Source organism: Nonomuraea sp. NPDC001831 (assembly GCF_042892035.1).
Taxonomy (GTDB): Bacteria; Actinomycetota; Actinomycetes; order Streptosporangiales; family Streptosporangiaceae; genus Nonomuraea.
The window spans coordinates 619,983-640,451 of record NZ_JBIATU010000001.1 but is presented as its reverse complement, the minus strand read 5'-3'; the positions used below and the strand labels follow the sequence as shown (position 1 = coordinate 640,451).

17 protein-coding genes are annotated in these 20,469 nt (G+C 74.5%); 4 read left to right on the top strand and 13 right to left on the bottom strand.

What is annotated here, in order from left to right; all coding sequences use genetic code 11:
• Window positions 1-36: 36 nt before the first annotated feature.
• The 3 genes from ACFYYW_RS02765 to ACFYYW_RS02755 are packed head-to-tail and all read right to left on the bottom strand — an operon-like array spanning window position 37 to window position 2,933.
• Window positions 37-1,161, bottom strand: coding sequence for a M50 family metallopeptidase (locus ACFYYW_RS02765; RefSeq protein WP_387644265.1), 1,125 nt, complete (start codon window positions 1,159-1,161; stop codon window positions 37-39).
• Between the two features lie 46 nt (window positions 1,162-1,207).
• The gene (locus tag ACFYYW_RS02760; protein WP_387644262.1) at window positions 1,208-2,053 is read right to left on the bottom strand and encodes a universal stress protein; all 846 of its coding nucleotides are present in this window, start codon (window positions 2,051-2,053) and stop codon (window positions 1,208-1,210) included.
• A 40-nt stretch (window positions 2,054-2,093) separates the two neighbouring features.
• Window positions 2,094-2,933: a universal stress protein gene (locus ACFYYW_RS02755; RefSeq protein ID WP_352323731.1), complete on the bottom strand. Its 840-nt coding sequence runs from the start codon at window positions 2,931-2,933 to the stop codon at window positions 2,094-2,096.
• 222 nt (window positions 2,934-3,155) lie between these two features.
• Between ACFYYW_RS02755 and ACFYYW_RS02750 the strand changes: the two genes are divergently transcribed.
• Window positions 3,156-4,067, top strand: a complete 912-nt coding sequence (locus tag ACFYYW_RS02750) for a universal stress protein (protein ID WP_387644259.1) — start codon at window positions 3,156-3,158, stop codon at window positions 4,065-4,067.
• Between the two features lie 11 nt (window positions 4,068-4,078).
• Here ACFYYW_RS02750 and ACFYYW_RS02745 read toward each other — a convergent pair whose 3' ends face one another.
• The 5 genes from ACFYYW_RS02745 to ACFYYW_RS02725 all read right to left on the bottom strand — a co-directional run bounded on the left by ACFYYW_RS02745 (window position 4,079) and on the right by ACFYYW_RS02725 (window position 11,521).
• A complete protein-coding gene (locus ACFYYW_RS02745) occupies window positions 4,079-4,798 on the bottom strand; it encodes a universal stress protein (RefSeq protein WP_387644256.1) in 720 nt (239 codons plus the stop codon).
• A gap of 133 nt (window positions 4,799-4,931) precedes the next feature.
• Entirely contained in the window at window positions 4,932-7,226 is a 2,295-nt protein-coding gene (locus tag ACFYYW_RS02740; RefSeq protein WP_387644254.1) for a phosphoketolase, read from the bottom strand.
• Between the two features lie 33 nt (window positions 7,227-7,259).
• On the bottom strand, window positions 7,260-9,938 hold the full coding sequence (gene mgtA, locus ACFYYW_RS02735) for a magnesium-translocating P-type ATPase (protein WP_387644251.1): 2,679 nt from the start codon (window positions 9,936-9,938) through the stop codon (window positions 7,260-7,262).
• Window positions 9,939-10,095: 157 nt separating this feature from the next.
• On the bottom strand, window positions 10,096-10,944 hold the full coding sequence (locus tag ACFYYW_RS02730; protein WP_387644248.1) for a universal stress protein: 849 nt from the start codon (window positions 10,942-10,944) through the stop codon (window positions 10,096-10,098).
• Between the two features lie 16 nt (window positions 10,945-10,960).
• Window positions 10,961-11,521, bottom strand: a complete 561-nt coding sequence (locus ACFYYW_RS02725; RefSeq protein WP_387644245.1) for a universal stress protein — start codon at window positions 11,519-11,521, stop codon at window positions 10,961-10,963.
• 214 nt (window positions 11,522-11,735) lie between these two features.
• On the opposite strand from ACFYYW_RS02725, the gene ACFYYW_RS02720 reads away from it, so the two are divergent.
• Complete coding sequence (locus tag ACFYYW_RS02720; RefSeq protein ID WP_387644243.1) at window positions 11,736-14,246, top strand: cation-translocating P-type ATPase; 2,511 nt, start codon at window positions 11,736-11,738, stop codon at window positions 14,244-14,246.
• A gap of 46 nt (window positions 14,247-14,292) precedes the next feature.
• Here ACFYYW_RS02720 and ACFYYW_RS02715 read toward each other — a convergent pair whose 3' ends face one another.
• Genes ACFYYW_RS02715 through ACFYYW_RS02705 form a run of 3 tightly spaced genes read right to left on the bottom strand, consistent with a single transcriptional unit; the run spans window position 14,293 to window position 16,152 of the window.
• Window positions 14,293-14,811, bottom strand: a complete 519-nt coding sequence (locus ACFYYW_RS02715) for a flavodoxin family protein (RefSeq protein WP_387644240.1) — start codon at window positions 14,809-14,811, stop codon at window positions 14,293-14,295.
• A 1-nt stretch (window position 14,812) separates the two neighbouring features.
• The gene (locus tag ACFYYW_RS02710) at window positions 14,813-15,313 is read right to left on the bottom strand and encodes an HPP family protein (RefSeq protein ID WP_387644237.1); all 501 of its coding nucleotides are present in this window, start codon (window positions 15,311-15,313) and stop codon (window positions 14,813-14,815) included.
• Complete coding sequence (locus ACFYYW_RS02705; protein ID WP_387644235.1) at window positions 15,310-16,152, bottom strand: universal stress protein; 843 nt, start codon at window positions 16,150-16,152, stop codon at window positions 15,310-15,312. The genes ACFYYW_RS02710 and ACFYYW_RS02705 overlap by 4 nt, the downstream gene beginning before the upstream one ends.
• A gap of 221 nt (window positions 16,153-16,373) precedes the next feature.
• Between ACFYYW_RS02705 and ACFYYW_RS02700 the strand changes: the two genes are divergently transcribed.
• Window positions 16,374-17,627 carry a hypothetical protein gene (locus tag ACFYYW_RS02700; protein WP_387644232.1) on the top strand — a complete coding sequence of 418 codons (1,254 nt, stop codon included), beginning with the start codon at window positions 16,374-16,376 and terminating at the stop codon, window positions 17,625-17,627.
• Window positions 17,628-17,637: 10 nt separating this feature from the next.
• Here the strand turns inward: ACFYYW_RS02700 and ACFYYW_RS02695 are convergent, their stop codons facing one another.
• Together ACFYYW_RS02695 and ACFYYW_RS02690 are read right to left on the bottom strand one after the other, a co-directional pair.
• Window positions 17,638-18,819: an acetate/propionate family kinase gene (locus ACFYYW_RS02695; protein WP_387644230.1), complete on the bottom strand. Its 1,182-nt coding sequence runs from the start codon at window positions 18,817-18,819 to the stop codon at window positions 17,638-17,640.
• Between the two features lie 62 nt (window positions 18,820-18,881).
• Entirely contained in the window at window positions 18,882-19,427 is a 546-nt protein-coding gene (locus ACFYYW_RS02690; RefSeq protein ID WP_387645490.1) for an SAM-dependent methyltransferase, read from the bottom strand.
• 198 nt (window positions 19,428-19,625) lie between these two features.
• Here ACFYYW_RS02690 and ACFYYW_RS02685 point away from each other — a divergent pair, with 198 nt between their 5' ends.
• Window positions 19,626-20,447 (top strand): MerR family transcriptional regulator, encoded by an 822-nt coding sequence (locus ACFYYW_RS02685; RefSeq protein WP_387644227.1) that lies wholly within the window; start codon window positions 19,626-19,628, stop codon window positions 20,445-20,447.
• Window positions 20,448-20,469 lie beyond the last annotated feature (22 nt).

Genomic DNA, 20,469 nt, shown 5'->3' with positions numbered 1-20,469 from the left:
CCCGGCCGCCGCCCCGTCCGCCGCCGTGGGCCCGCGTCACACGGGGGCGGCGGGCCGCAGCAGGGCCTGTTGCAGCGCCCTGCCCAGGTCGGCGTCGGTGATCATGCCGGTGATCTGGCCGCCCTCGACGACCACCGCCGACAGGCCGCCGACCCGCGACGGACGTTCCAGCAGGGCGGCCGCGTCGTCGTCCGGCGACAGCGCGCGCGGCGGCTTCTGGGCGGCGACCAGCGTCTCCACCCGGGTGTCCCCCCTGCGCTCGGCGGGCACGGCGAGCAGGGTCTCCAGCGAGACCACGCCGAGCGGCGCCCCGTCGAACCCCACGACGGGGAAGACGGACTGGTGTGAGCCGAGCACCACCGCGTCGACCAGCCCCTGCACGGTCAGCCACGCGGGGGCAAGGTCCGGCGTGGCCGTCATGACGTCCCGCACCAGCACTCCCCCGAGGCCGCGCCGGGCCGCCCTGCTCATGATCTCGCCGCGGGCGGCGCCCGCGATGTACCAGCCGGTGATGACCACCCACATCCCGCCCAGCGGGTTCCACACCCAGATCACGACGAACCCGATGAAGGTCAGCATCATGCCGATCGCGTAACCGGCCCGCGCGGCGCCGGCGTCGGCGCGGGCGCGGTCGCCGTGGCGGCTCCACATCAGGCCGTGCAGCACCCGCCCGCCGTCGAGCGGGCTGCCGGGCAGCAGGTTGAACACGCCCAGGATCAGGTTCATCATGGCCAGCCACGCCACGGCGGCCCTGGGCACCCCGGGCGGCAGCACGGCCGTGACGGCGAGGGCGAGACCGCCGAGCAGCAGGCTGGCGGCGGGGCCGGCGGCCGCCGTCACCACCTCGGCCCGTGGCGTGCGCGCCTCGTCGCGGAACTGGGTGACGCCGCCCAGCGCCCAGAGCGTGACGGACTCCACCTCCATGCCGCACCGCTTGGCCACCAGCGCGTGCGCCAGCTCGTGCGCGAGCAGGGACACCATGAGCAACAGCCCCGTGAGCGCGCCGGCGACCCAGTACGCCGTCCTGCCCGCGCCCGGGGCGGCGACGGCCAGGACCCCGGAGCCCAGACCCACCGCCACGAGCACGACGATGGCCAGCGCGGACCAGTGAGCGCCGACGGGGATCCCCGCCACCCGTCCGAAGCGCAGGGTTTGCCTCATAATTCCAGCTTGCATGCTTCTCGACCCTCCTGACCAGGGACGACCTCTAGGGACGGACCACCGCGACGGCGCAGCGGGCGTGGTGCAGCACCCCCCTGCTGACCGAGCCGAGCACCAGCGAGCCGAACGCGCCCCGCCCGTGGGAGCCGACCACGATCAGGTCGCAGGGCGCCCCGGTGAGCGCCTCGACCGGGTGCGCGCTCTGGACGTCCTCCACGACCGTCACCTCGGGACAGCTCTCCCGCCATCCGGCCGTCCTGGCGCGCACCGCCTCGTGCTGGGCGGCCCGGACCTCGTCCACGTCGTAGGCGATCTCCGGGGCGAAGGCGTGCACGGGGATCTGCCAGGCGCGGATCAGGCGCAGCCGGGCGCCGCGCAGCCTGGCCTGCTCGAAGGCGTAGCCGATGGCCGGCTCGCAGACGTCGGAGTCGCCGATCCCGACGCCGATCTCGCCGACCGGCCCGCCGCCCTCGGCGCGCACCACCACCACGGGACAGGCGGCGTGCCCGGCCACGTGCATGGTCACCGAGCCCAGCAGCGCGCCGGCGAACCCGCCCAGCCCCCGGCTGCCGATGACCAGCTCGTCCGCCTGCCGCGCCTGATCCAGCAGGACGGCGGCGGGCGTGCCCTCGACGACCTGGGCGTGCAGCCGCAGCGACGGCTGCCGGGCGCGCGCGGTGGCCTCGGCCGCCTCCAGCACCTTGGCCGCCGCCATCAGCAGGTAGTTGCCCTGGCCGTAGTCGGGGAACCTGGTGACGGCGTACGGCTGCCGGTCCAGAGCGTGCACGATCCGCAGCTCCGCGCCGGTCCGCGCGGCGTCGTCGGCGGCCCATCCGACCGCCGCGGCGCCGGGGGCCGAGCCGTCGGCTCCCACCACGATCACACCGGCCATGACGCCCCCTCCTCCGGCACTCCGAACACCCCCGGTCCCGTCATGCCTGCTCCGCACGCGGCCGTACCACCGCGACCGGGCAGGCCGCGTGGTGCAGCACGCCGTGGCTCACCGAGCCGAGCACCGCCGAGGAGAAGCCGCCCCGCCCGCGCGAGCCGACCACGACCAGGTCCGCGGCGGCGGCCGCCTCGGTGAGCGCGGCCACCGGGTGCCCGCGCACCTGCTCGTCGGTGATCTCGACGTCGGGGTTCTCGCTCCGGCACGGGTTCACCCGCGCCCGGGCCGCCCTGGCCTCCTCCTGGAAGGAGTCGGCCAGCAGGTGGCTGTAGGCCGCCCAGTACGGCGAGACCGCCGGCGCCTGCCAGGCGTAGACCACGTGCAGGCGGGCGCGCCGCGCACGGGCCTGCTCGACGGCGTACGCCATGGCCTGCCGCGACCCCGCCGAGCCGTCGTCGCCGGCCACCACCAGGTCGTGCCGGACGGCGACCACCCCGCGGACGACCACGACGGTCCCCGAGGCGTGCCCGGCCACCGCCCGGCCCACCGACCCCAGCACCATGCCGGCGAAGCCGCCCATGCCCCTGCTGCCCAGCACCAGGCTGTCGGCCGCGGCCGATTCGACGATCAGCGCGTCGATCACGTTGCCCGCCAGCATCTCGGTGGTGACCTCGACGCCCCCGCCGATCGCGCGGGCCCGGCCGGCGGCGGCCTCCAGCGCGCCCGCGCAGTGGCGGGCGCCGTCCACGCCGAGCACCCACTGTTCGCACACGTGCACGAGCCGGAGCGGCAGCCCTCTTCGCTGCGCGTCGCCGGCGGCCCATTCCACCGCGGCGGTCGATGACGCGGAGCCGTCCACCGCGGCCACGATCCGTCCGCGCATCCTGCCTCCTTCGCGCCTTCGACGTCCCCATACCCGCCAAAACGGATATAAGGGGCCTAAACCCACCAAAAGTCGCCGCTTTCCCCTCCAACTTCGGGACGCCGGTGCGCGACGGGCAAGCAGGCTAGGCCAAGAATCTCCGCGCCTGTGGGGCTCGTCCCGCCGGTCTCGGGCAGGCTCATCCGGCAGGTGACCGGACAGATCTCGCTCCCGGAGGCGGCAGTGATCGACGCACACGCGGGCCGGCCCGTGCTCGTCGGGTACGACGACTCGACCGAGAGCCGCCACGCGCTGCACTGGGCGGTCGCCGACGCGCGCCTGCGCGGGCTGCCCGTCCTGGTCTGCCACGCCCTGCACTGGCCCTACGCCCCCAGGCCCGTCGCCCAGGAGATCATGCGGCACGTCGAACCGGTGGCGCTCGGCATCGTGGACGAGGGCGTCCGGCGGGCCAGGGAGCTGGCGCCGGAGCTGGACGTGCAGCCGCTCCTGGGCCGGGGCACCCCCTCGGCGGTGTTGCTGGAGGCCGCGCGCGAGGCGGAGCTGACGGTGCTCGGCTCCCGCGGGCAGGGCGGGTTCGAGGGCCTTCAGGTGGGGTCGGCCGCCGTCCAGGTGCCCGCGCACAGCGTCACGCCGGTCGTGGTCGTCCGGCCGCCGCTCCGGCCGCCCGCCCGCCAGGACGTCAGGATCGTGGCAGGCCTGGACGGCTCACCCGCCAGCCTGGCCGCCTTCGACCTCGCCCTGGACGAGGCCGCCCTGCGCGAGGGCACCGTGACGGCCCTGTGCTGCTGGACCGACTGCGGGTCGTCGTCCTGGCAGGAGCCGCTGCCCTTCGTGGACTCGCACGCGCTGCGCAAGGGCGCGGAGAACCGCTTCCGCGAAGTCGTCTCCCACCTGGCCCGCAGACGTCCCGAGGTGACGGTGGTCACCGAGTTCCTGACCGAACGCCCCGCGCGCGTGCTGCTGGAGGCCTCCAAGGACGCCACGCTCCTCGTGCTCGGCAACCGGGGGAACGAGGCCCCTCCCTGCCTGCTGCTCGGAGCGGTGACGCAGGCCGCCCTGCTGGAGTCCGGGTGCCCGGTCGCGGTGACGCCCGCGGCCGTGCCGAACCTGCGGCTGCCGCCCGCGTCCGGGTGATCCTGGAGGTCTCAGGAGCTCTCGGGGGCGGTCGCCGGTACCACCGCGACAGGGCAGGGCGCGTGCTGCGGAAGGGAGCTCGCGGTGCCGAGATGCGCCGCCCGCGTCCGGCCGACCACGACCAGCGTCGCCCGCTCATGGGGCTCACCCTGCTCCACCTGGACCTCCGGACGGCGAGCCGCCCACTCCCCCAGGTCGGCGGAGGCCGCGAGCGGCAGCCCGCGCATGGCCGCCTCGGCGAACGCGAACTCGACGGCCGCCGCGTCCGGCTCCCGCTCGGCCAGGACGACCGGGCCGGGCCGGGTGGCCTTGGGCAGCGGCCCCGGACCGCGTACGACGATCACCGGGCAGTCGGCGTGCGCGGCGGCGTACCCGGCCACCGAACCGACCACCACCCTGGGCAGCGCGCTCAGCCCCCGCGAGCCGACCACCACGAGCGTGGCGTCGGCGGACAGCTCCACCAGCCGCTGGGCGGCCGGGCCCTCGTACAGGTCGGTCTCCACGCGGACGCCCGAACTGGTGGAGCGGGCGCACTCGGCGCCGTGCCACAGGACGTGCTCGGCCGCCTTGCGCAGGTGGGCCTTGGCCTCCTCGTCCGCGTCGCCGTACGGCCACTGCCAGGCGTGGACGACGGTCAGCGGCAGGTTCCTGAGCTCGGCCTCGTCCAGCGCCCAGTCCAGGGCCTGGACGGAGAAGTCCGAGCCGTCGTAGCCGAGCACGATGCGATCCATGGCCCTGATCCCTTCAGACGTCGCTGGCATTCAGCCTCGGTCCCGCAAGGCCGGCCGCCCGTGGTGCAGCGGCCGTCTTGACGGGACCTTGGCCCTCCTTTTCCGGCCGCGCGGGCCGGCGGTCCTTCGCGCGTCACCAGGTCCAGTCGCGGACGGCGGGGGCGTCCTCGCCGTGCTCGCGGGTGTGCGCGCGGGCCGCCAGCCGGGCGTCGGCCATGCGCTGGCGCAGGTGCGCCTGGGTGGCGCCGAGCCCGGGGACGCGGTCGATGACGTCGATGACCAGGTGGTAGCGGTCGATGTCGTTGAGCATGGCCATGTCGAACGGCGTGGTCGTGGTGCCCTCCTCCTTGTAGCCCCGCACGTGGATGTTGGGATGGCCGGTGCGGCGGTAGGTGAGGCGGTGGATGAGCGAGGGGTAGCCGTGGAAGTTGAAGATGATCGGCTTGCCGGTGGTGAACATGGTGTCGAACTCGGCGTCGGGCATGCCGTGCGGGTGCTCCGACGGCGGCTGGAGCCGCATCAGGTCCACCACGTTGACCACGCGCACCTTCAGCTCCGGCAGGTGCTCGCGCAGGATGGCCGCGGCGGCCAGCGTCTCCAGGGTGGGCACGTCGCCCGCGCAGGCCAGCACCACGTCCGGGTCGGCCCCCTCGTCCGAGGACGCCCAGGGCAGGACGCCGAGGCCGCGGGTGCAGTGGGCGACCGCCTCGTCCATGGTGAACAGGTCCAGCACCGGCTGCTTGCCCGCCACGATCACGTTGACGTAGTCGCGGGAGCGGAGGCAGTGGTCGCCGACGGACAGCAGGGTGTTGGCGTCCGGCGGCAGGTAGACGCGTACGACCTCGGCCTTCTTGTTGACGACCACGTCGAGGAAGCCAGGGTCCTGGTGGCTGAAGCCGTTGTGGTCCTGCCGCCACACGTGGGACGACAGCAGGTAGTTGAGCGAGGCGACGGGCCGCCGCCACGGGATCCTCTTGGCCGACTGCAGCCATTTGGCGTGCTGGTTGAACATGGCGTCGATGATGTGGATGAACGCCTCGTAGCAGTTGAACAGGCCGTGCCGGCCGGTCAGCAGGTAGCTCTCCAGCCAGCCCTGGCACAGGTGCTCGCTCAGCACCTCCATGACCCGGCCGCCCGGGGCCAGGTGCTCGTCGGTGGGCTCGACCTCGGCGTTCCAGGCCCGCGTGGTCGTCTCGAAGACGGCCTGCAGCCGGTTGGACGCCGTCTCGTCGGGACCCATCAGCCGGAAGGTGTGCGGGTTGGCGTTGATCACGTCGCGCAGGAACGCGCCCAGCACGCGCGTGGGCTCGGTGGACTGGGTCGCGGGCGACTTGACCTCCACCGCGTGGTCGCGGAAGTCGGGCAACGCGAGCGGGCGCAGCAGCTCACCGCCGTTGGCGTGCGGGCTCGCGCTCATCCGCAGCGGCCCCTCGGGAACCGTCCCCAGCAGGACGGGCGCCGGGCGGCCGTCGGCGTCGAACAGCTCCTCCGGCCGGTACGAGCGCATCCACTCCTCCAGCATCGCCAGGTGCGCCGGGTTCTCCCGGACCCCGGCCAGCGGCACCTGGTGGGCCCGCCAGGTGCCCTCGACCGGCTTGCCGTCCACCTCGCGCGGGCCGGTCCAGCCCTTCGGCGTGCGCAGGATGATCATGGGGAGGCGTTCCAGACGGCCTTCCTTGTAGGCGGCGATCTCGTCGAAGACGGTGTCGAGGGTGCGGGCCATCTCCTCGTGTGAAGGGCCGACCAGGTGCGGGCGGTAGCCGTACCCCTCCATGAGCTTGAGCAGCTCCTGCTCGGGGATGCGGGCCAGGACGGTCGGGTTGGCGATCTTGTAGCCGTTCAGGTGCAGGATCGGCAGGACGACGCCGTCGCGGTAGGGGTCGAGCAGCTTGTTGGAGTGCCAGCTCGCGGCCAGCGGGCCGGTCTCGGCCTCGCCGTCGCCGACGACGCAGGCCACCACCAGGCGCGGGTTGTCGAACGCCGCGCCGAACGCGTGCGCGAGCGAGTAGCCGAGCTCGCCGCCCTCGTGGATGGAGCCGGGCGTCTCGGGCGCGACGTGGCTGGGGATGCCGCCGGGGAAGGAGAACTGCCGGAACAGCCGCCGCATCCCGGCGGCGTCCTGGGAGACCTCCGGGTACTTCTCCGAGTAGGAGCCCTCCAGCCAGGCATGCGCGACGGCGGCGGGCCCGCCGTGGCCGGGACCGGCGATGTAGATCATCTCCTGGCGGCGCTCGGCGATGATCCGGTTGAGGTGGGCGAAGCAGAAGTTCAGCCCCGGGGTGGTGCCCCAGTGGCCGAGCAGCCGCGGCTTGACGTGCTCCGGCCGCAGCGGCTCGGTGAGCAGCGGGTTGTCCAGCAGGTAGATCTGCCCGACGGACAGGTAGTTCGCCGCGCGCCAGTAAGCGTCGATGTGCTGCGTCGTCGTCATGATGACGATGATTTCCGGATGCGCGCCCGCGCCCTAGGGACCTTGGTCCCCTTCTCGGGGGGCGGAGGGCGGACGTACGGCGGCGAGGGCGGCGGCCACCGTGCTGAACCGGTGGGCCCTGCGATGCGTCGGGTGGGCGGCGGTGCGGCCGCCCCCGGCCAGGCTCTCCGGGGCGGCCCGGAAGAAGCGGCGCTTGGCCAGCTCGACGAGGGCCAGGTAGGCGACCACCATCAGCCCCAGCACCGCGAAGAACGGGCCGGGCAGCGGCTGGAAGCCCAGGGCGCCGGCGAGCGGGGTGACCGGGATGACCGCGCCGAGCACCACGACGCTCAGTGCGGCGACCGTCAGGGGCAGGCTCGGACGGCTGCGGAAGAACGGCACCCGCCTGGTCCTGATCGCGAAGACCACCAGTACCTGGGTGGCCAGGGACTCGACGAACCAGCCGGTGCGGAACAGCGGCGGCCCGGCGTGCAGGACGCCGAGCATGACGGCGAAGGTGGCGAAGTCGAACAGCGAGCTGACCGGCCCGAAGAACAACATGAACCGCCGGATCGACGACACGTCCCACCGGGACGGGCGCCGCAGCTGCTCGGGATCGACGTTGTCGGTGGGGATGGCGAGCTGGCTGGAGTCGTAGAGCAGGTTGTTGAGCAGGATCTGGGACGGCAGCATCGGCAGGAACGGCAGGAACGCCGAGGCCGCGGCGGCGGAGAACATGTTGCCGAAGTTGCTGGACGTCCCCATCAACACGTACTTCATGGTGTTGGCGAAGATCTGCCGGCCCTGGATGACGCCGTCGGCCAGGATGGCGAGGTCCTTCTCCAGCAGCAGCACGTCGGCGGCGTCCTTGGCGACGTCGGTGGCCGCGTCGACGGAGATGCCCACGTCGGCGGCGTGCAGCGCGAGCGCGTCGTTGACGCCGTCGCCGAGGAAGGCCACGTCCAGGCCGTTGCGCCGCTGGGCCCGCACGATGCGCGCCTTGTGCTCCGGGCTGACCCGGGCGAACACGACGGCCTGTTCGATGAGCGCGGCCAGCCGGGAGTCGTCGGCGGCCTCGACGTCCTGGCCGGTCAGCACCCGTCCGCCGGGCAGGCCCAGATCGGCGCACAGCTTGGCCGCGACCGCGGGGTTGTCCCCGGTGAGCACCTTGACGGTGATGCCGAGGCCGGCCAGGCGGCGCAGCGCCTGCTCGGCGCCGGCCTTGGGCGGGTCGAGGAAGACCAGCAGGCCGCGGAAGGCGAGGTCGTGCTCGTCGGCCTGGCTGAGGGTCGTCCGGCGGGCGGCGTCGCCGGTCAGCCGCCGGGTGGCCACGGCCACCACGCGGTTGCCGGCGGCGAACTCGGCCTCCAGCACGGCCCTGGCCCGGTCGGCGACGGGGGTGCAGCGCGCCAGCACGGCCTCCGGCGCGCCCTTGGTGACGATCATCCGGCCGTCGCCGTCCTCGACCAGGACCGAGGCGGTTCTGCGTTCGTGGTCGAAGGGCACGACGGCCAGCCGCCGGCCGGGCGGCCCGGGCCGGAGCGCGGCGGCGGCGGGCGCGTCCCACAGGGCGACGTCCAGGGGGTTGCCGCTCGCCGAGTGGCCCGGTTCCCCGTCCCGGCCGCTGACGACGGCCTCGTTGCAGAGCAGGCCGAGCTCCAGGACGCGCTCGTCGGGGCTGCCGTCCGGCCCGAGTGAGCGCATGAAGCTGATCCGCCCCTCGGTCAGGGTCCCGGTCTTGTCGGTGAACAGCACGTCGATGTCGCCCAGGTCCTCGATGCAGACCAGCCGCTTGACCAGCACCCGGTGCCGGGCCAGCCGGTGGGTGCCGGCGGCCAGGCCGGTCGAGACCACGGCGGGCAGGAGTTGCGGGGAGATGCCGACGGCGATCGCGAGCGAGAACAGCAGCGCGTCCAGCACCGGGCGGTGCAGCACGAGGTTGACGACGAAGATCCCGGCGGTGAGCGCGGCGGCGACCCGCACCAGCAGCATGGAGAACCGGCGCAGCCCGATCTGGAACTCGGTGTCCGGATGGCGGTCGCCGAGCCGGAGCGCGATGCGCCCGAACTCGGTCCGTCCGGCGGTGGCCACCACCACGCCGGTGCCGGACCCGGCGTGCACGACGGTGCCCATCAGCGCGCAACTGGCCAGCTCGGCCAGCGGGCGGTCCGGGCCGACGGGCTCGACGGCCTTGGCCACGGGCAGCGACTCGCCGGTCAGCACCGACTCCTCGCACTCCAGCCCCGCCGACGACACCAGCCGCAGATCGGCCGGGACGATGTCGCCCAGTCGCAGCGTGACGACGTCGCCCGGGACCAGCGTGACCACGTCCACCAGCCGGGGACCGCCGTCCCGCAGGGCCAGGCAGCGGTGCCGGATCTGGGAGTGCAACGCCTCGGCGGCCTTCTCGGCCCGGTACTCGTTGAAGAAGCCCAGCCCGACCGACACCGTCAGGATCACGCCGATGATGATCGCGTCCGTGGACTCGCCGAGGAAGAACGACGCGGCGGCGGTGACCGCCAGCAGGATCAGCAGGGGCGAGCGCAGCTGGCGGGCCAGCACCGCGACTCGCCGGGCCCGGTGGGTGCGCAGGGAGTTGGGGCCGACGGCGGCCAGGCGGCGCTCCGCCTCGGCCTGGCTCAGGCCGTCGCCGGTGCCGCCCAGCCGGGCCATGACGTCGTCGACCGGCAGCGCGGCCGCGGCTGCGACGTCCAGCGCGCCCTCTCCGGTCATGTCACTGTCCGAGCCGTCCCGCTCGGCCTCCCCCTGGTTCTGGTAACCGGCCCGTCGCCAAGACAAAGGCAACGGCGCTCCACGCCCGTCCCAACGCCCATCCCGACGCCCGTCCCGACGCCCGCGCCGACGCCCGCGCCGACGCGGCGACGTGCCGTCAGTCCCGCGGCCGGACGACCGCCACCGGGCAGCGGGCGTGGTGCAGCACGCCGCGGCTGACCGACCCGAGCAGCGCCGACCCCAGCCCGCCGCGCCCGTGCGACCCCACCACCAGCAGGTCGGCGTGGTCCGAGGCCGCGGTGAGCGCGTCCACGGGGTGCGCCGACGGCGTCTCCCGCACGACGACGACCTCGGGGTAGTCGGCGGCGAACACGTTCACCCGATCGTCGACGACCTGCTGCTGTGCGGCGCGGACCTCGTCCATGGCGTAGGCGGCCTCCGGCGCGAACGCGTGCACGGGCAGCTGCCAGGCGTGCAGCACCCGCAGTGTGGCGGCCCGCAGCCGGGCCTGCTCGAAGGCGTGGGCCAGGGCCGGCTCGCACTCCGGCGAGTCGTCCACGCCTGCCACCACCTCGCCGCGCGCCTGCCGCAGGTCGCCGCGCACCACCACGACGGGACAGCGGGCGTGCCCGGCGACGTGCGTGCTGACCGAGCCCAGCAGCGCGCCGGCGAACCCGCCGAGGCCGCGGCTGCCGAGCACGATCTCGGCAGCCTCCTTCTCCTGCCCGCGCAGCACGACGGCCGGCAAGCCTTCGACGTCCTGCGTCGTGACCTCGACGGACGGCTGCCGTTCCCGGGCCAGTGCCGCGGCCTCCCGCAGGATCCGCTCGCCCTCGTCCGCCGGCAGGTCGGGCGCCCAGCCCGGGGAGAACCGGTGGATCTGGTACGGCGTGCGGTCCACGGCGTGCACGATCCGCAGCGGCAGCCGCATGCGGAAGGCGTCGTCCGCGGCCCATGCGACGGCGGCGCGCGAGGCCACCGAGCCGTCGGCGCCAACAACGATCATGATGTTCCCTCCTTGGTCACCTCCCATGAGACCCGGCCTCCCGCCGTCCCCCGCAGAGCCGAAGGTCGGCCGGGCCAGGGCCGAAGGGCCTTCCCGCATGCCGTCCGGCGAGGGCGGGCGGCCTCGCCGGCGTCCCGCCGTCCGTCACCGCAGCCTGCACCACGACCACGGGGCACGGCGGCAGGCGCAGGCACGACAGCAGCACCGCGCCCAGCCGCCCGTCCCCGGCGGGCCGCACGGCGGAACCGAGCACCAGCAGGCCGGCCCCGCGCGCCTGGTCCGCGAGCACCGTCTCGGGGCGGCCCCGCACGAGCCGCGCCTCGACGGCGACGCCGGGGAACTGGTCCATGACCAGGGCCACCGCCTGATCGAGCAGGGCGCTCGCGCGCGCCTCCTCGAACCCGGCGGGCCGGGACGGGCAGGGCGCGTACGGCGCCCTGTGCTCGGTCGAGGGCTCCCACGCGTGCACCACGACCAGCCGCGTCCCGCGACGGGCCGCCTCGTCGGCGGCCCACAGCAGCGCGGCCGCGCAGTCCTCGGTGCCGTCGGTCCCGGCCACGATCAGGCGAATGCTCATACCTCCACGATCGGCCCGCGCGATGGGGGCGGAACAGTGCCGAAAGCCCCGCTTCCGGTGACTTTCGACCCTGCCGCCGTCCGGCCGGTCCCTGGAGGCTGGAGGGGCGGGGAGACCTGCACGTTTACCGCCCTGAGCAGGGCGAAGACTAGATCCTGAAGACACCTCGCAGCGACTCCGCCGGCCCGAGGGCCACGGCAGGAAGGACACCCACGTGACGCCCTCGTCCTCTGGCCTGTCGTCGGCGGAGGCAGCCGTCCGCCTGGAACGGGACGGCCCCAACCTGCTCCCGCGCAAACCGCCCACCCCGCTGTGGCGGCGCGTCGTCACCCAGCTCCGCGATCCGCTGATCATCGTGCTGCTCATCGCGGCGGCGCTGACCATCGCCACCGGCGACTGGACCGACGCGGCCGTCATCGGCCTGGTGATCGTGGTCAACACGGCGGTCGGCGTGACGCAGGAGGTGCGCGCCGACCGCGCCATCACGGCCCTGGCCGAGCTGGCCACCCCCGACGCGCGTGTGGTGCGCGACGGCCACCAGCGGCAGATCCCGGCGGGTGACGTCGTGGTCGGAGATCTGCTGGTGCTCGCCGAAGGGGACATCGTCCCGGCGGACGCCGAGGTGGTGGAGTCGGCGGCGCTGCTGGTCGACGAGTCGGCGCTGACGGGCGAGTCGGTCCCGGTGGACAAGGACGCGGGCGCGGCGGTCTCCTCGGGCACCGTCGTGGCCCGCGGCCGGGGCCGGGCGGTCGTCACCGCGATCGGCGCGGCGAGTGCGAGCGGGCGCATCGCCTCGCTCATGGTCAAGGGCGCCGGTCTCACGCCGCTGCAACGCCGCCTGGTCGGGGTCGGCCGGCTGCTGGCCGGTGTCGCGGTGCTGCTGTCGGCGCTGGTGCTGGCCCTGGGCCTGGTCCGCGGCCAGCCGGTCGAGCTGATGGTGGTGACCGCGATCAGCCTGGTGGTCGCCGCCGTGCCCGAGTCGCTGCCCGCCGTCGTGACACTGAGCCTGGCCCTGGGCGCCCGCCGGATGGCGGCCCGTGACGCGCTCGTCCGCAACCTGCCCGCCGTGGAGACGCTGGGCTCGGTGACCGTGCTGGCCACCGACAAGACGGGCACCCTCACCGAGGGCCGGATGGTCGCCCGGCACCTGTGGACCCCGGCGGCCGAGGCGGCGGTCACCGGCTCCGGTTACGCGCCCGACGGCAAGATCACCGGCGGGGACCCGGAGGAGTTCGCCGCGCTGCTGACCGCCGCGGCGTTGTGCAACGACGCCCGCCTGCGCCCGCCCCAGGACCCAGGTGGCGAGTGGACGGCGCTCGGCGACCCCACCGAGGCCGCGCTGCTGGCCGCCGCCGCCCGGCTCGGACTCGACCGCGCGGGCCTGCAGGAACGGTTCCCCAGGGTCACCGAGCTGCCCTTCGACAGCGACCGCAAGCGCATGAGCACCGTGCACCTGCTGCCGGGCGGCGGCGTCCGGCTGATCTGCAAGGGCGCCCCCGAGGCGCTGCTGCGCCCGTCCGTGCTGACCGACGGCCCGGAGCTGCTCGCCGGCGCCGCCGAACGCGCCGACCGGTACGCCCGGGACGGCTACCGCGTCCTCGCGGTGGCGAGCGCCGACCTGGACGCCGTCCCGCAGCCCGTCCGGGAGGACGGGCTGAGGCTGCTCGGGCTCGTCGCGATCCTCGACCCGCCACGTGAGGCGGCGGCCGCGGCCGTGGCCGACTGCGCGCGGGCCGGCATCAGGACGGTCCTCATCACCGGCGACCATCCGGGCACCGCCCGCGCCGTGGCCGCCGACCTGGGCATCATCGGCGCCGCCGACCGGGTCGTCGACTGCCGCGAACCCGGCGCATTCGACAACGGCCCGGCCGGCGTCTACGCGCGGGCCACCCCCGAGCAGAAACTCGACATCATCGAGAGCCTGCGCACCCGGGGCGAGGTCCTGGCGATGACCGGCGACGGCGTCAACGACGGCCCCGCGCTGCGCCGCGCCGACATCGGCGTGGCCATGGGCAGGCGCGGCACCGAGGTCGCCCGGCAGGCCGCCGACCTCGTGCTCGCCGACGACAACCTGGACACCGTCGTCGCCGCCGTCGAGGAGGGCCGCCGGGTCTACGCCAACATCCGCCGGTTCCTGGTCTACGGCCTGTCGGGCGGCGCGGCCGAGATCGCCGTGATGGTGCTGGGCCCGTTCCTCGGATTGCCGCTGCCGCTGCTGCCCGCGCAGATCCTGTGGATCAACCTGCTCACCCACGGCCTGCCCGGCGTGGCCCTGGGCGGCGAGCCGACGGTGCCGGGAACCATGTCGCAGCCGCCGCGTCCGCCGGGTCAGAGCATCATGGGGGCGGGGTTGTGGCAGCGGGTTCTGCGCATCGCGGTCGTGCTCACCGCCGTCACCCTGGGCGTCGCCGTCTGGGGGTCGATGACCGGGCGGCCCTGGCAGAGCATGGCCTTCTTCGCCCTCGGCGCCACCCAGCTCGGCGTGGCGCTGGGCACCCGGACCCGCCCCGGCACCCTGGCCAACCCGATGCTGCTGCTCGCCGTGGCGGGCGCGTTCGTCCTGCAGCTGGCCGGGATCTACCTGCCGCCGCTGCGCGAACTGCTCGGCACCCGGCCGCTGTCGCCGGGAGACCTCCTGATCGTCGTCGCGCTGTCCACGCTCGGCTACGCCGCCGCCCGCCTGGACCGGATCCTGCACCCGTCCCCCACGCCCGCGCGGCACTGAGAACGGCGCCCGGCGGAGAACCGCCGGGCGCCGTTCCACGAGGCTGTCAGGACGCGGGCACCGGGAACGACGCCGCCAGGCTCTCGCCCCACTGCCTGGCCCGCTCCAGCTCGCCCGGCGCCGGCGGCCCCTGCGTGCCGGTCACGTAGAAGCCGCACGGCGGCACGGCGAGCCGGACGCCGAGGCGGCGCAGCCGTCTGGCGACCGCCCGCGCGGCCGAGCCGGGCAGGCGGGGCCTGGTCACGCGGGTGTCGAAGGCGGCCGAGCAGAGCCCGGCCGACGACGTGCTGAGCGTGGCCAGCCACTCGCGCACGCCCCCGCCGCGCGACACCAGCGGCCCGGCGGCCTGCTGAGCGGCCGACTCGCGGGTGGCGGCCCGGCTCATGGAGAAGGCGTGGGTCGGGCCGCCCACCACCAGGAGGGTGACCTCGTCCCCCACGTGCGCGGGGGCCGAGCCGACCTCCGCCACCTCGGCCCGCATCCGAGTGGCCAGCCCCTCGGCCACCGCCTGGGCGATCCGCTCGGTGTTGCCGAACATGGACTCGTAGACGACCAGGGCCTTCATCTCACGCCTCCCGCCGTTCCGGCAGGATGGGTTCGAGGTGGAACATCCCGGTCACCACCTCGCTCGGCTCGGGCCGCGGCGCGATCCGTCCGGCGACCGCCGACAGGACGTCCCGGGCGGTGATCAGGCCCACCAGGCCGTCGCCGGACAGCACGGGCACGGCGTCCACGTCGGCGTCCAGCATGGCGGCGGCGACCCTGCTCAGCGGGGTGTCCGGCCCCACCCGGGGCGTGCGCGCGCCGCCGAGCAGGTCGCGCACCTCGCGGCCGGCCTGCTCCTGCGGCCCGCCGGACCAGGACGCGGCCAGGCACTCCCTGGTCAGGATGCCCAGCAGGCGCCCTCCGTCGAGGACCGGCAGGTGGTGCACGCCGGCCCGGCGCATCAGCTCCCACGCCATCAGCGGCGATTCCTCGGCCTTGACGGCCACCAGGACCCGGCTCATGACCTGTCCCGCCGTCGGCGACCCGTTCATGACCTGTCCGGCCGCCGGTGACCCGTTCATGACCGCTCCTCCGCGTCCGGCCGGACCACGGCGACCGGGCAGGTCACGTGGTGCAGCACACCGTGGCTGACCGAGCCGAGCACGGCGGAGGCGAAGCCGCCCCGGCCGCGCGAGCCCACGACGACCAGGTCGGCCGATCCGGCCGCCTGCATCAGGGCCGTGACGGGGTGGGCGCACGGCTGCTCGTCGGTGACGACCAGGTCCGGGTTGGCCTCCCGCCAGGGCACGACCCGCTCGCGCGCCGCGCCGGTCTCCTCGCGCATCAGGTCCTGGAGCAGGGAGTTGTACGTGACCGCGTACGGGGAGAAGACGGGCATCTGCCAGGCCGAGACCACGTGCAGCCGCGCGCCGCGGGCCCTGGCCTGTGTGACGGCGTACTCCATGGCGGCCTGCGCGTCCTGCGACCCGTCGTAGCCGACCACCACCGTGCCGTGCTCGGGGCCGGCGGCGGGGGCGCGGACGACCACGACCGGCCCTGACGCGTGCCCCGCCACCGCCAGGCTCACCGAGCCGACCGTCATCCCGGCGAACCCGCCGAGCCCCCGGCTGCCCAGCACCACCCCGGCGGCCGTCGCCGACTCGCGGATCAGCTCCGCGGCCACGTTCCCGGACAGCAGCTCCGTCGTCACCTTGACGCCGCCGGCCAGCGCGCGGGCCCGGTCGGCGGCCTCCTCCAGCAGCCGGGCGCAGTGCTCGGCGTTCGCCTCGTGCAGCCACTGCGGGCCGACGTGCACGAGACGCAGGTCCAGGCCCCGCCGCCGCGCGTCGGCGGCCGCCCATTCCACCGCTCCGGTCGCCGGGACGGACCCGTCCACACCGACGACGACGTGAGTGCTCATCGCGCATCTCCTTCACCGGTCGAAGCTCTCACCGTCAGGCTCCTACGGGCGGCGGCGCGGCGCCGGAGGAGGAAGTCCCGCCCGGCAGGGCCGTTGGTCCTCATCGGCTCGGCGGGCGAGTTCTGGCCCGATCCGGTCACGCCACCGCCTCTCCGTCCCACGCTCTGTAGTGTCGGGAAGCGCCCCTCGCGCAGTAGCCCGCTCCACGTGAGGACGTCCTCATGACCGAAGAAGCGGTTCCCCCCGTCGCAGCACCCGTCCCGCCTGCCCGCACCGGCGGCCTGCTGGAGAAACCCGAGCTGGCGGAGATGTTCGCCCTGGCCAAGAAGCTGAACGGCACCTGGCCGGTCTTCGCGCGCAGCCTGGATCCCGGCGACGACCCGGCGCTCCTGCGCAGCCGCTACCGGGCGGTGGCCGCCTCCACCGCCCGCTGGTCGGTGCGCCGCAGGCACGTCGAGGACAACGTGAGCGCCTGGATCCTGCTGCCCATGCTCGGCGTGGCCGCCGTCGTCCTGGTGTCGGAGTTCTCCGTCAACTCCGTGCAGAAGGTCTTCCTGGCCGTCGCCGGCCTCACGGTCTTCATCTGGATCGCCGTCTGGATCGAGAACCGGCGGCATCGCCCGCTCTTCCGCTATCTCCTCGATCCGCTGGCCAGCGTCCTGGGGGTCGGCTGCTTCCCGGCCGTCCTGTACCTCCGGCACACCGCCGGCCCCGCGTGGGCCGTCGAGCTGGCGGGCCGGGGATGGCTGCCGATCCCCCAGAGCATCGGCACCGTCAGCTGCGCCCTGGTCCTCGGGATGATCCCGGTCAAGGTGGTGATGTGGCAGTGGGACCGCGAGTCCAGGACCCCACCCACCGAGCCGCTCTTCGAGCAGCTGGCGGCCGTCCTGGCCCGCGCCGAGCCCGACCGCCGCGGCCAGCTCGCGCCGGGGGCGCGCAGGGAGATCCTCGCCCTGCTCGGCAGGGTCGCCTTCCTGCTGCGCGTCGGCATCCCGACCGTCGCCCGGGGTGGGACGCCGCTGACCAGGGCCGTCGTCCGCGCCCGCGCGGTCGAGGCGGCCAAGGCCGTCATCGACCTCCAGTTGTGGGTGGCGCTGCCGTCCCCGACCGCCTACGACGACCTGCGCACCCGCGTCGCCGAGCTGACCCGCACGGTCATCACGGGCGAGTACGACCGGCTCCCCACCCGTGACACCACCCCCGAGGAGACCCGCCGTTCGTGGCACGCCCGCGTCCTGGAGACCGTCCGGACGCTGGTCATCGCCCTGCTGCCGGTGGCCGGCCTGGTGACCGCCGACCGGCTCGGCCTCAGGCTCCCGGCCCCCTTCGACGACGGCGCCATGATCGCCGTCGTGGCCTGGGCCGTCGTGCTGCTCCTGGGCCTCCTCGACCCGAACTTCGCCTCCCACCTGGCCGCCGCCCGTGACCTGACCACGCTCCCGACGTTCAACCGGAGCACGGACAAAGGCGCGTAGCGCGGCCCGGTCAGGCGGACCTCAGGCGTGCGAACGTCTGGTGGGCGATCTCCCACTCCTCGTCGGTGGGGATGACGAGCACGGGCACCTCGGCGCCGGGGACGGACACCGCGCGCTCGCCGGACGCCCCTGCGGCGTTGAGCACGGGATCCACCGCGATGCCGAGCCGCTCCAGCCCCGCCAGGCAGGCGGCGCGGGTGGCGGCGTCGTGCTCGCCGACGCCGCCAGTGAGCACGATCGCGTCCACCCGGCAGCCGAGCAGCGCGTGGTAGGCGCCGACGTACTTGCGGATGCGCCGGGTGTAGATCTCCAGGGCCAGCCTGGCCTCGTCGTCGTCGCGGGCGCGCACCTGGCGCATGTCGCCGGATCCGGTGAGCGCGAGCAGGCCACCGCGGTGGCTGAGCTCGTGCTCGACCTGCTGGGCGTCCAGGCCGCCGGTGCGGGCCAGGTACGCGGCCAGGGCCGGGTCGACGTCGCCCGAGCGGGTGCCCATGACCAGCCCTTCCAGCGGCGTCATGCCCATGGAGGTGTCGACGCTGCGCCCGCCGGAGATCGCGGTGGCGCTGGCGCCGTTGCCGAGGTGGAGCACGATCAGGTTGAGCCCGGCGAGGTCGCGCCCCAGGAGGGCGGCGGCGCGGCGGGAGACGTACGCGCACGAGGTGCCGTGGAAGCCGAAGCGCCGCACGCCCTGCGCCCGCCACTCGCGCGGCACCGCGTACGTGTACGCCTCGGGCGGCAGCGTGCGGTGGAACGCGGTGTCGAACACGGCCACCTGCGGCACGTCCGGGAACACCTTGAGCGCCAGCCGGATGCCGGTCAGGTTGATCGGGTTGTGCAGGGGCGCGAGCGGGGCCAGCTCCTCGATCGCGGCGATGACGTCGTCGTCGATGAGCACCGCGTCGGTGAACCGGGTGCCGCCGTGCACCACCCGGTGCCCGACCGCGACCGGCACCGGCTCGGGCCCGGCGGCGGCGAACGCCGCCAGCATCGCCTCCAGCCCGTCCCCGTGGCCGGCGAAGGGACGTTCCCGGACGTACGGCGGCCCGTCCCCGCCGTGGTGCGTGATCCGCCCGAGGTCCTCCCCGATGCGCTCGACCAGCCCTCTGGCGGCGCGCTCGCGGGTGTGCGGATCGACGAGCTCGTACTTGATGGAGGAGGATCCCGTGTTCAGCACGAGAATGGGGTCGGCCATGCCCAAGACCCTAAGTCCGTTCCGGGGGCCGGGTGGCGGCACGGAGAACCGGAAGGTGGCCGTCAGTTCCGGACGCCCACCCCGGCGAGGGACTCGGTGGCCTGCTCGGGATAGGGGTCGCCGTCGTACGGCCGCCAGTCGCCGAGCGGCACCAGGCCGGGGTCGAGGAGCGTGAACCCGCCGAACAGGGCCCGGATCTCGGCCTCGGTGCGGGGCCGCACCGGGTTGGCCGTCCGGGCGTAGACGGCCTTGCCCGCCTCCTGGGCGGCCGCCGGGACGGTGTCCGCGCAGACATGGCTGATCGCCAGATGGCTGCCGGGCGCGAGGCCCGCGCGCAGGGTCGCCGCGTACTCGGACGCTGCGTCCTCGGGGATGAAGTGCCAGACGGCGACGGTGATGACGCCCACGGGCTCGCCGAAGTCGATGAGCCCGGTCACGGCCGGATCCTTCATGATCGCGGCAGGGTCGCGCAGGTCGCCGAACACGGTGGGCGCGTCCGCACAGCCCCGACCGGCGGGGACGACCTCGGGATCGTTGTCCACGCGGACGACGCGCGCGTCCGGCCGTACCTCGCGGACCACGCCGAGGACGCTCGGCTCGACCGGCAGAGATCCGCGCGGAACTGGGGGCTTGATCGTTCATGGCGATCCCTTCGGGGTTGAGGGGTGACGCGGGACGCGTGGACGGAAGGCCGACCAAGATCATGATGGCACGGCCGCCGGAGCGCGCGCCGGGCGCGACGGGCCGCCCGGACGGCGATCCGGGTGGTTTGTCTCCGCCCCAGGGGCAGGGGCCATACTCGGGCGGTGTCCGATCTGATGACCACTGGACAGTTCGCCGCGCGGTCCAACCTGACGCTCAAGGCGCTGCGGCTCTACGACGCCAAGGGGCTGCTGCCGCCCGCCGAGGTCGATCCCCGCACCGGTTTCCGCCGTTACGGCCCGGCGCAACTCGCCGCCGCCCGGCGCATCACGCTGCTGCGCGCCATCGACATGCCCCTCGCCGAGGTCGGCAGGGTGCTGCGGCTGGACGGCCCCGCGGCGGTCGAGGCCATCGCGAAGCACTGGAGCGCCCGTGAGGAGCAATGGCGGGCCCGCCAGTCGTTGCTGGCCTACATCCGGCAGGTCTTCCTGGAGGAGGCGACCCCCGCGTACGAGGTGCGCCTGCGGGACGTGCCCGAGCAGCGCGTGATCTTCATCCACGGCCATGCGCGAGCCTCCGGCCTGACGGACTTCATCACGGACGCCTCGGCCGCGCTCTTCGCCCACCTGGGGGCGGCCGGCGGCTGCCTGTCCGGGCCGCCGTTCGCCGTCTTCCACGGCACGGTGAGCGAGGACTCGAACGGCCCGGTGGAGGTGTGCCTGCCGACCGGGAGCCCGATCGAGCCCGCCGGCCGGATCGGCGTCCGGCTGGAGCCGTCCCACCGGGCCGCGTACGTCGAGGTCAGCAAGGAGCGGTCGCACTACCCGGCGATCCTGCCGGCGTACGACACGCTCAGAGCCTGGCTGGACGGCCACGGGCTGGCCCCGGCGCTGTCCATGCGCGAGATCTACCACCCGAACCGGGAGACGGCGGGCCCGGCGGAACACGTCACCGACGTCGCCGCCCCGTTCGCGCCGCCCTCCTGAGCGACGACCGTCGGCGCGGCTC

What these genes read in the sequence shown, in the direction of transcription:
- ACFYYW_RS02705 (WP_387644235.1), bottom strand. Translation starts at nt 16,152, where the DNA reads ATGAGCACTCACGTCGTCGTCGGTGTGGACGGGTCCGTCCCGGCGACC.
- ACFYYW_RS02730 (WP_387644248.1), bottom strand. Translation starts at nt 10,944, where the DNA reads ATGATCGTTGTTGGCGCCGACGGCTCGGTGGCCTCGCGCGCCGCCGTC.
- ACFYYW_RS02715 (WP_387644240.1), bottom strand. Translation starts at nt 14,811, where the DNA reads ATGAAGGCCCTGGTCGTCTACGAGTCCATGTTCGGCAACACCGAGCGG.
- ACFYYW_RS02710 (WP_387644237.1), bottom strand. Translation starts at nt 15,313, where the DNA reads ATGAACGGGTCACCGGCGGCCGGACAGGTCATGAACGGGTCGCCGACG.
- ACFYYW_RS02700 (WP_387644232.1), top strand. Translation starts at nt 16,374, where the DNA reads ATGACCGAAGAAGCGGTTCCCCCCGTCGCAGCACCCGTCCCGCCTGCC.
- ACFYYW_RS02725 (WP_387644245.1), bottom strand. Translation starts at nt 11,521, where the DNA reads ATGAGCATTCGCCTGATCGTGGCCGGGACCGACGGCACCGAGGACTGC.
- ACFYYW_RS02755 (WP_352323731.1), bottom strand. Translation starts at nt 2,933, where the DNA reads ATGCGCGGACGGATCGTGGCCGCGGTGGACGGCTCCGCGTCATCGACC.
- ACFYYW_RS02765 (WP_387644265.1), bottom strand. Translation starts at nt 1,161, where the DNA reads ATGAGGCAAACCCTGCGCTTCGGACGGGTGGCGGGGATCCCCGTCGGC.
- ACFYYW_RS02745 (WP_387644256.1), bottom strand. Translation starts at nt 4,798, where the DNA reads ATGGATCGCATCGTGCTCGGCTACGACGGCTCGGACTTCTCCGTCCAG.
- mgtA (WP_387644251.1), bottom strand. Translation starts at nt 9,938, where the DNA reads ATGACCGGAGAGGGCGCGCTGGACGTCGCAGCCGCGGCCGCGCTGCCG.
- ACFYYW_RS02760 (WP_387644262.1), bottom strand. Translation starts at nt 2,053, where the DNA reads ATGGCCGGTGTGATCGTGGTGGGAGCCGACGGCTCGGCCCCCGGCGCC.
- ACFYYW_RS02740 (WP_387644254.1), bottom strand. Translation starts at nt 7,226, where the DNA reads ATGACGACGACGCAGCACATCGACGCTTACTGGCGCGCGGCGAACTAC.
- ACFYYW_RS02695 (WP_387644230.1), bottom strand. Translation starts at nt 18,819, where the DNA reads ATGGCCGACCCCATTCTCGTGCTGAACACGGGATCCTCCTCCATCAAG.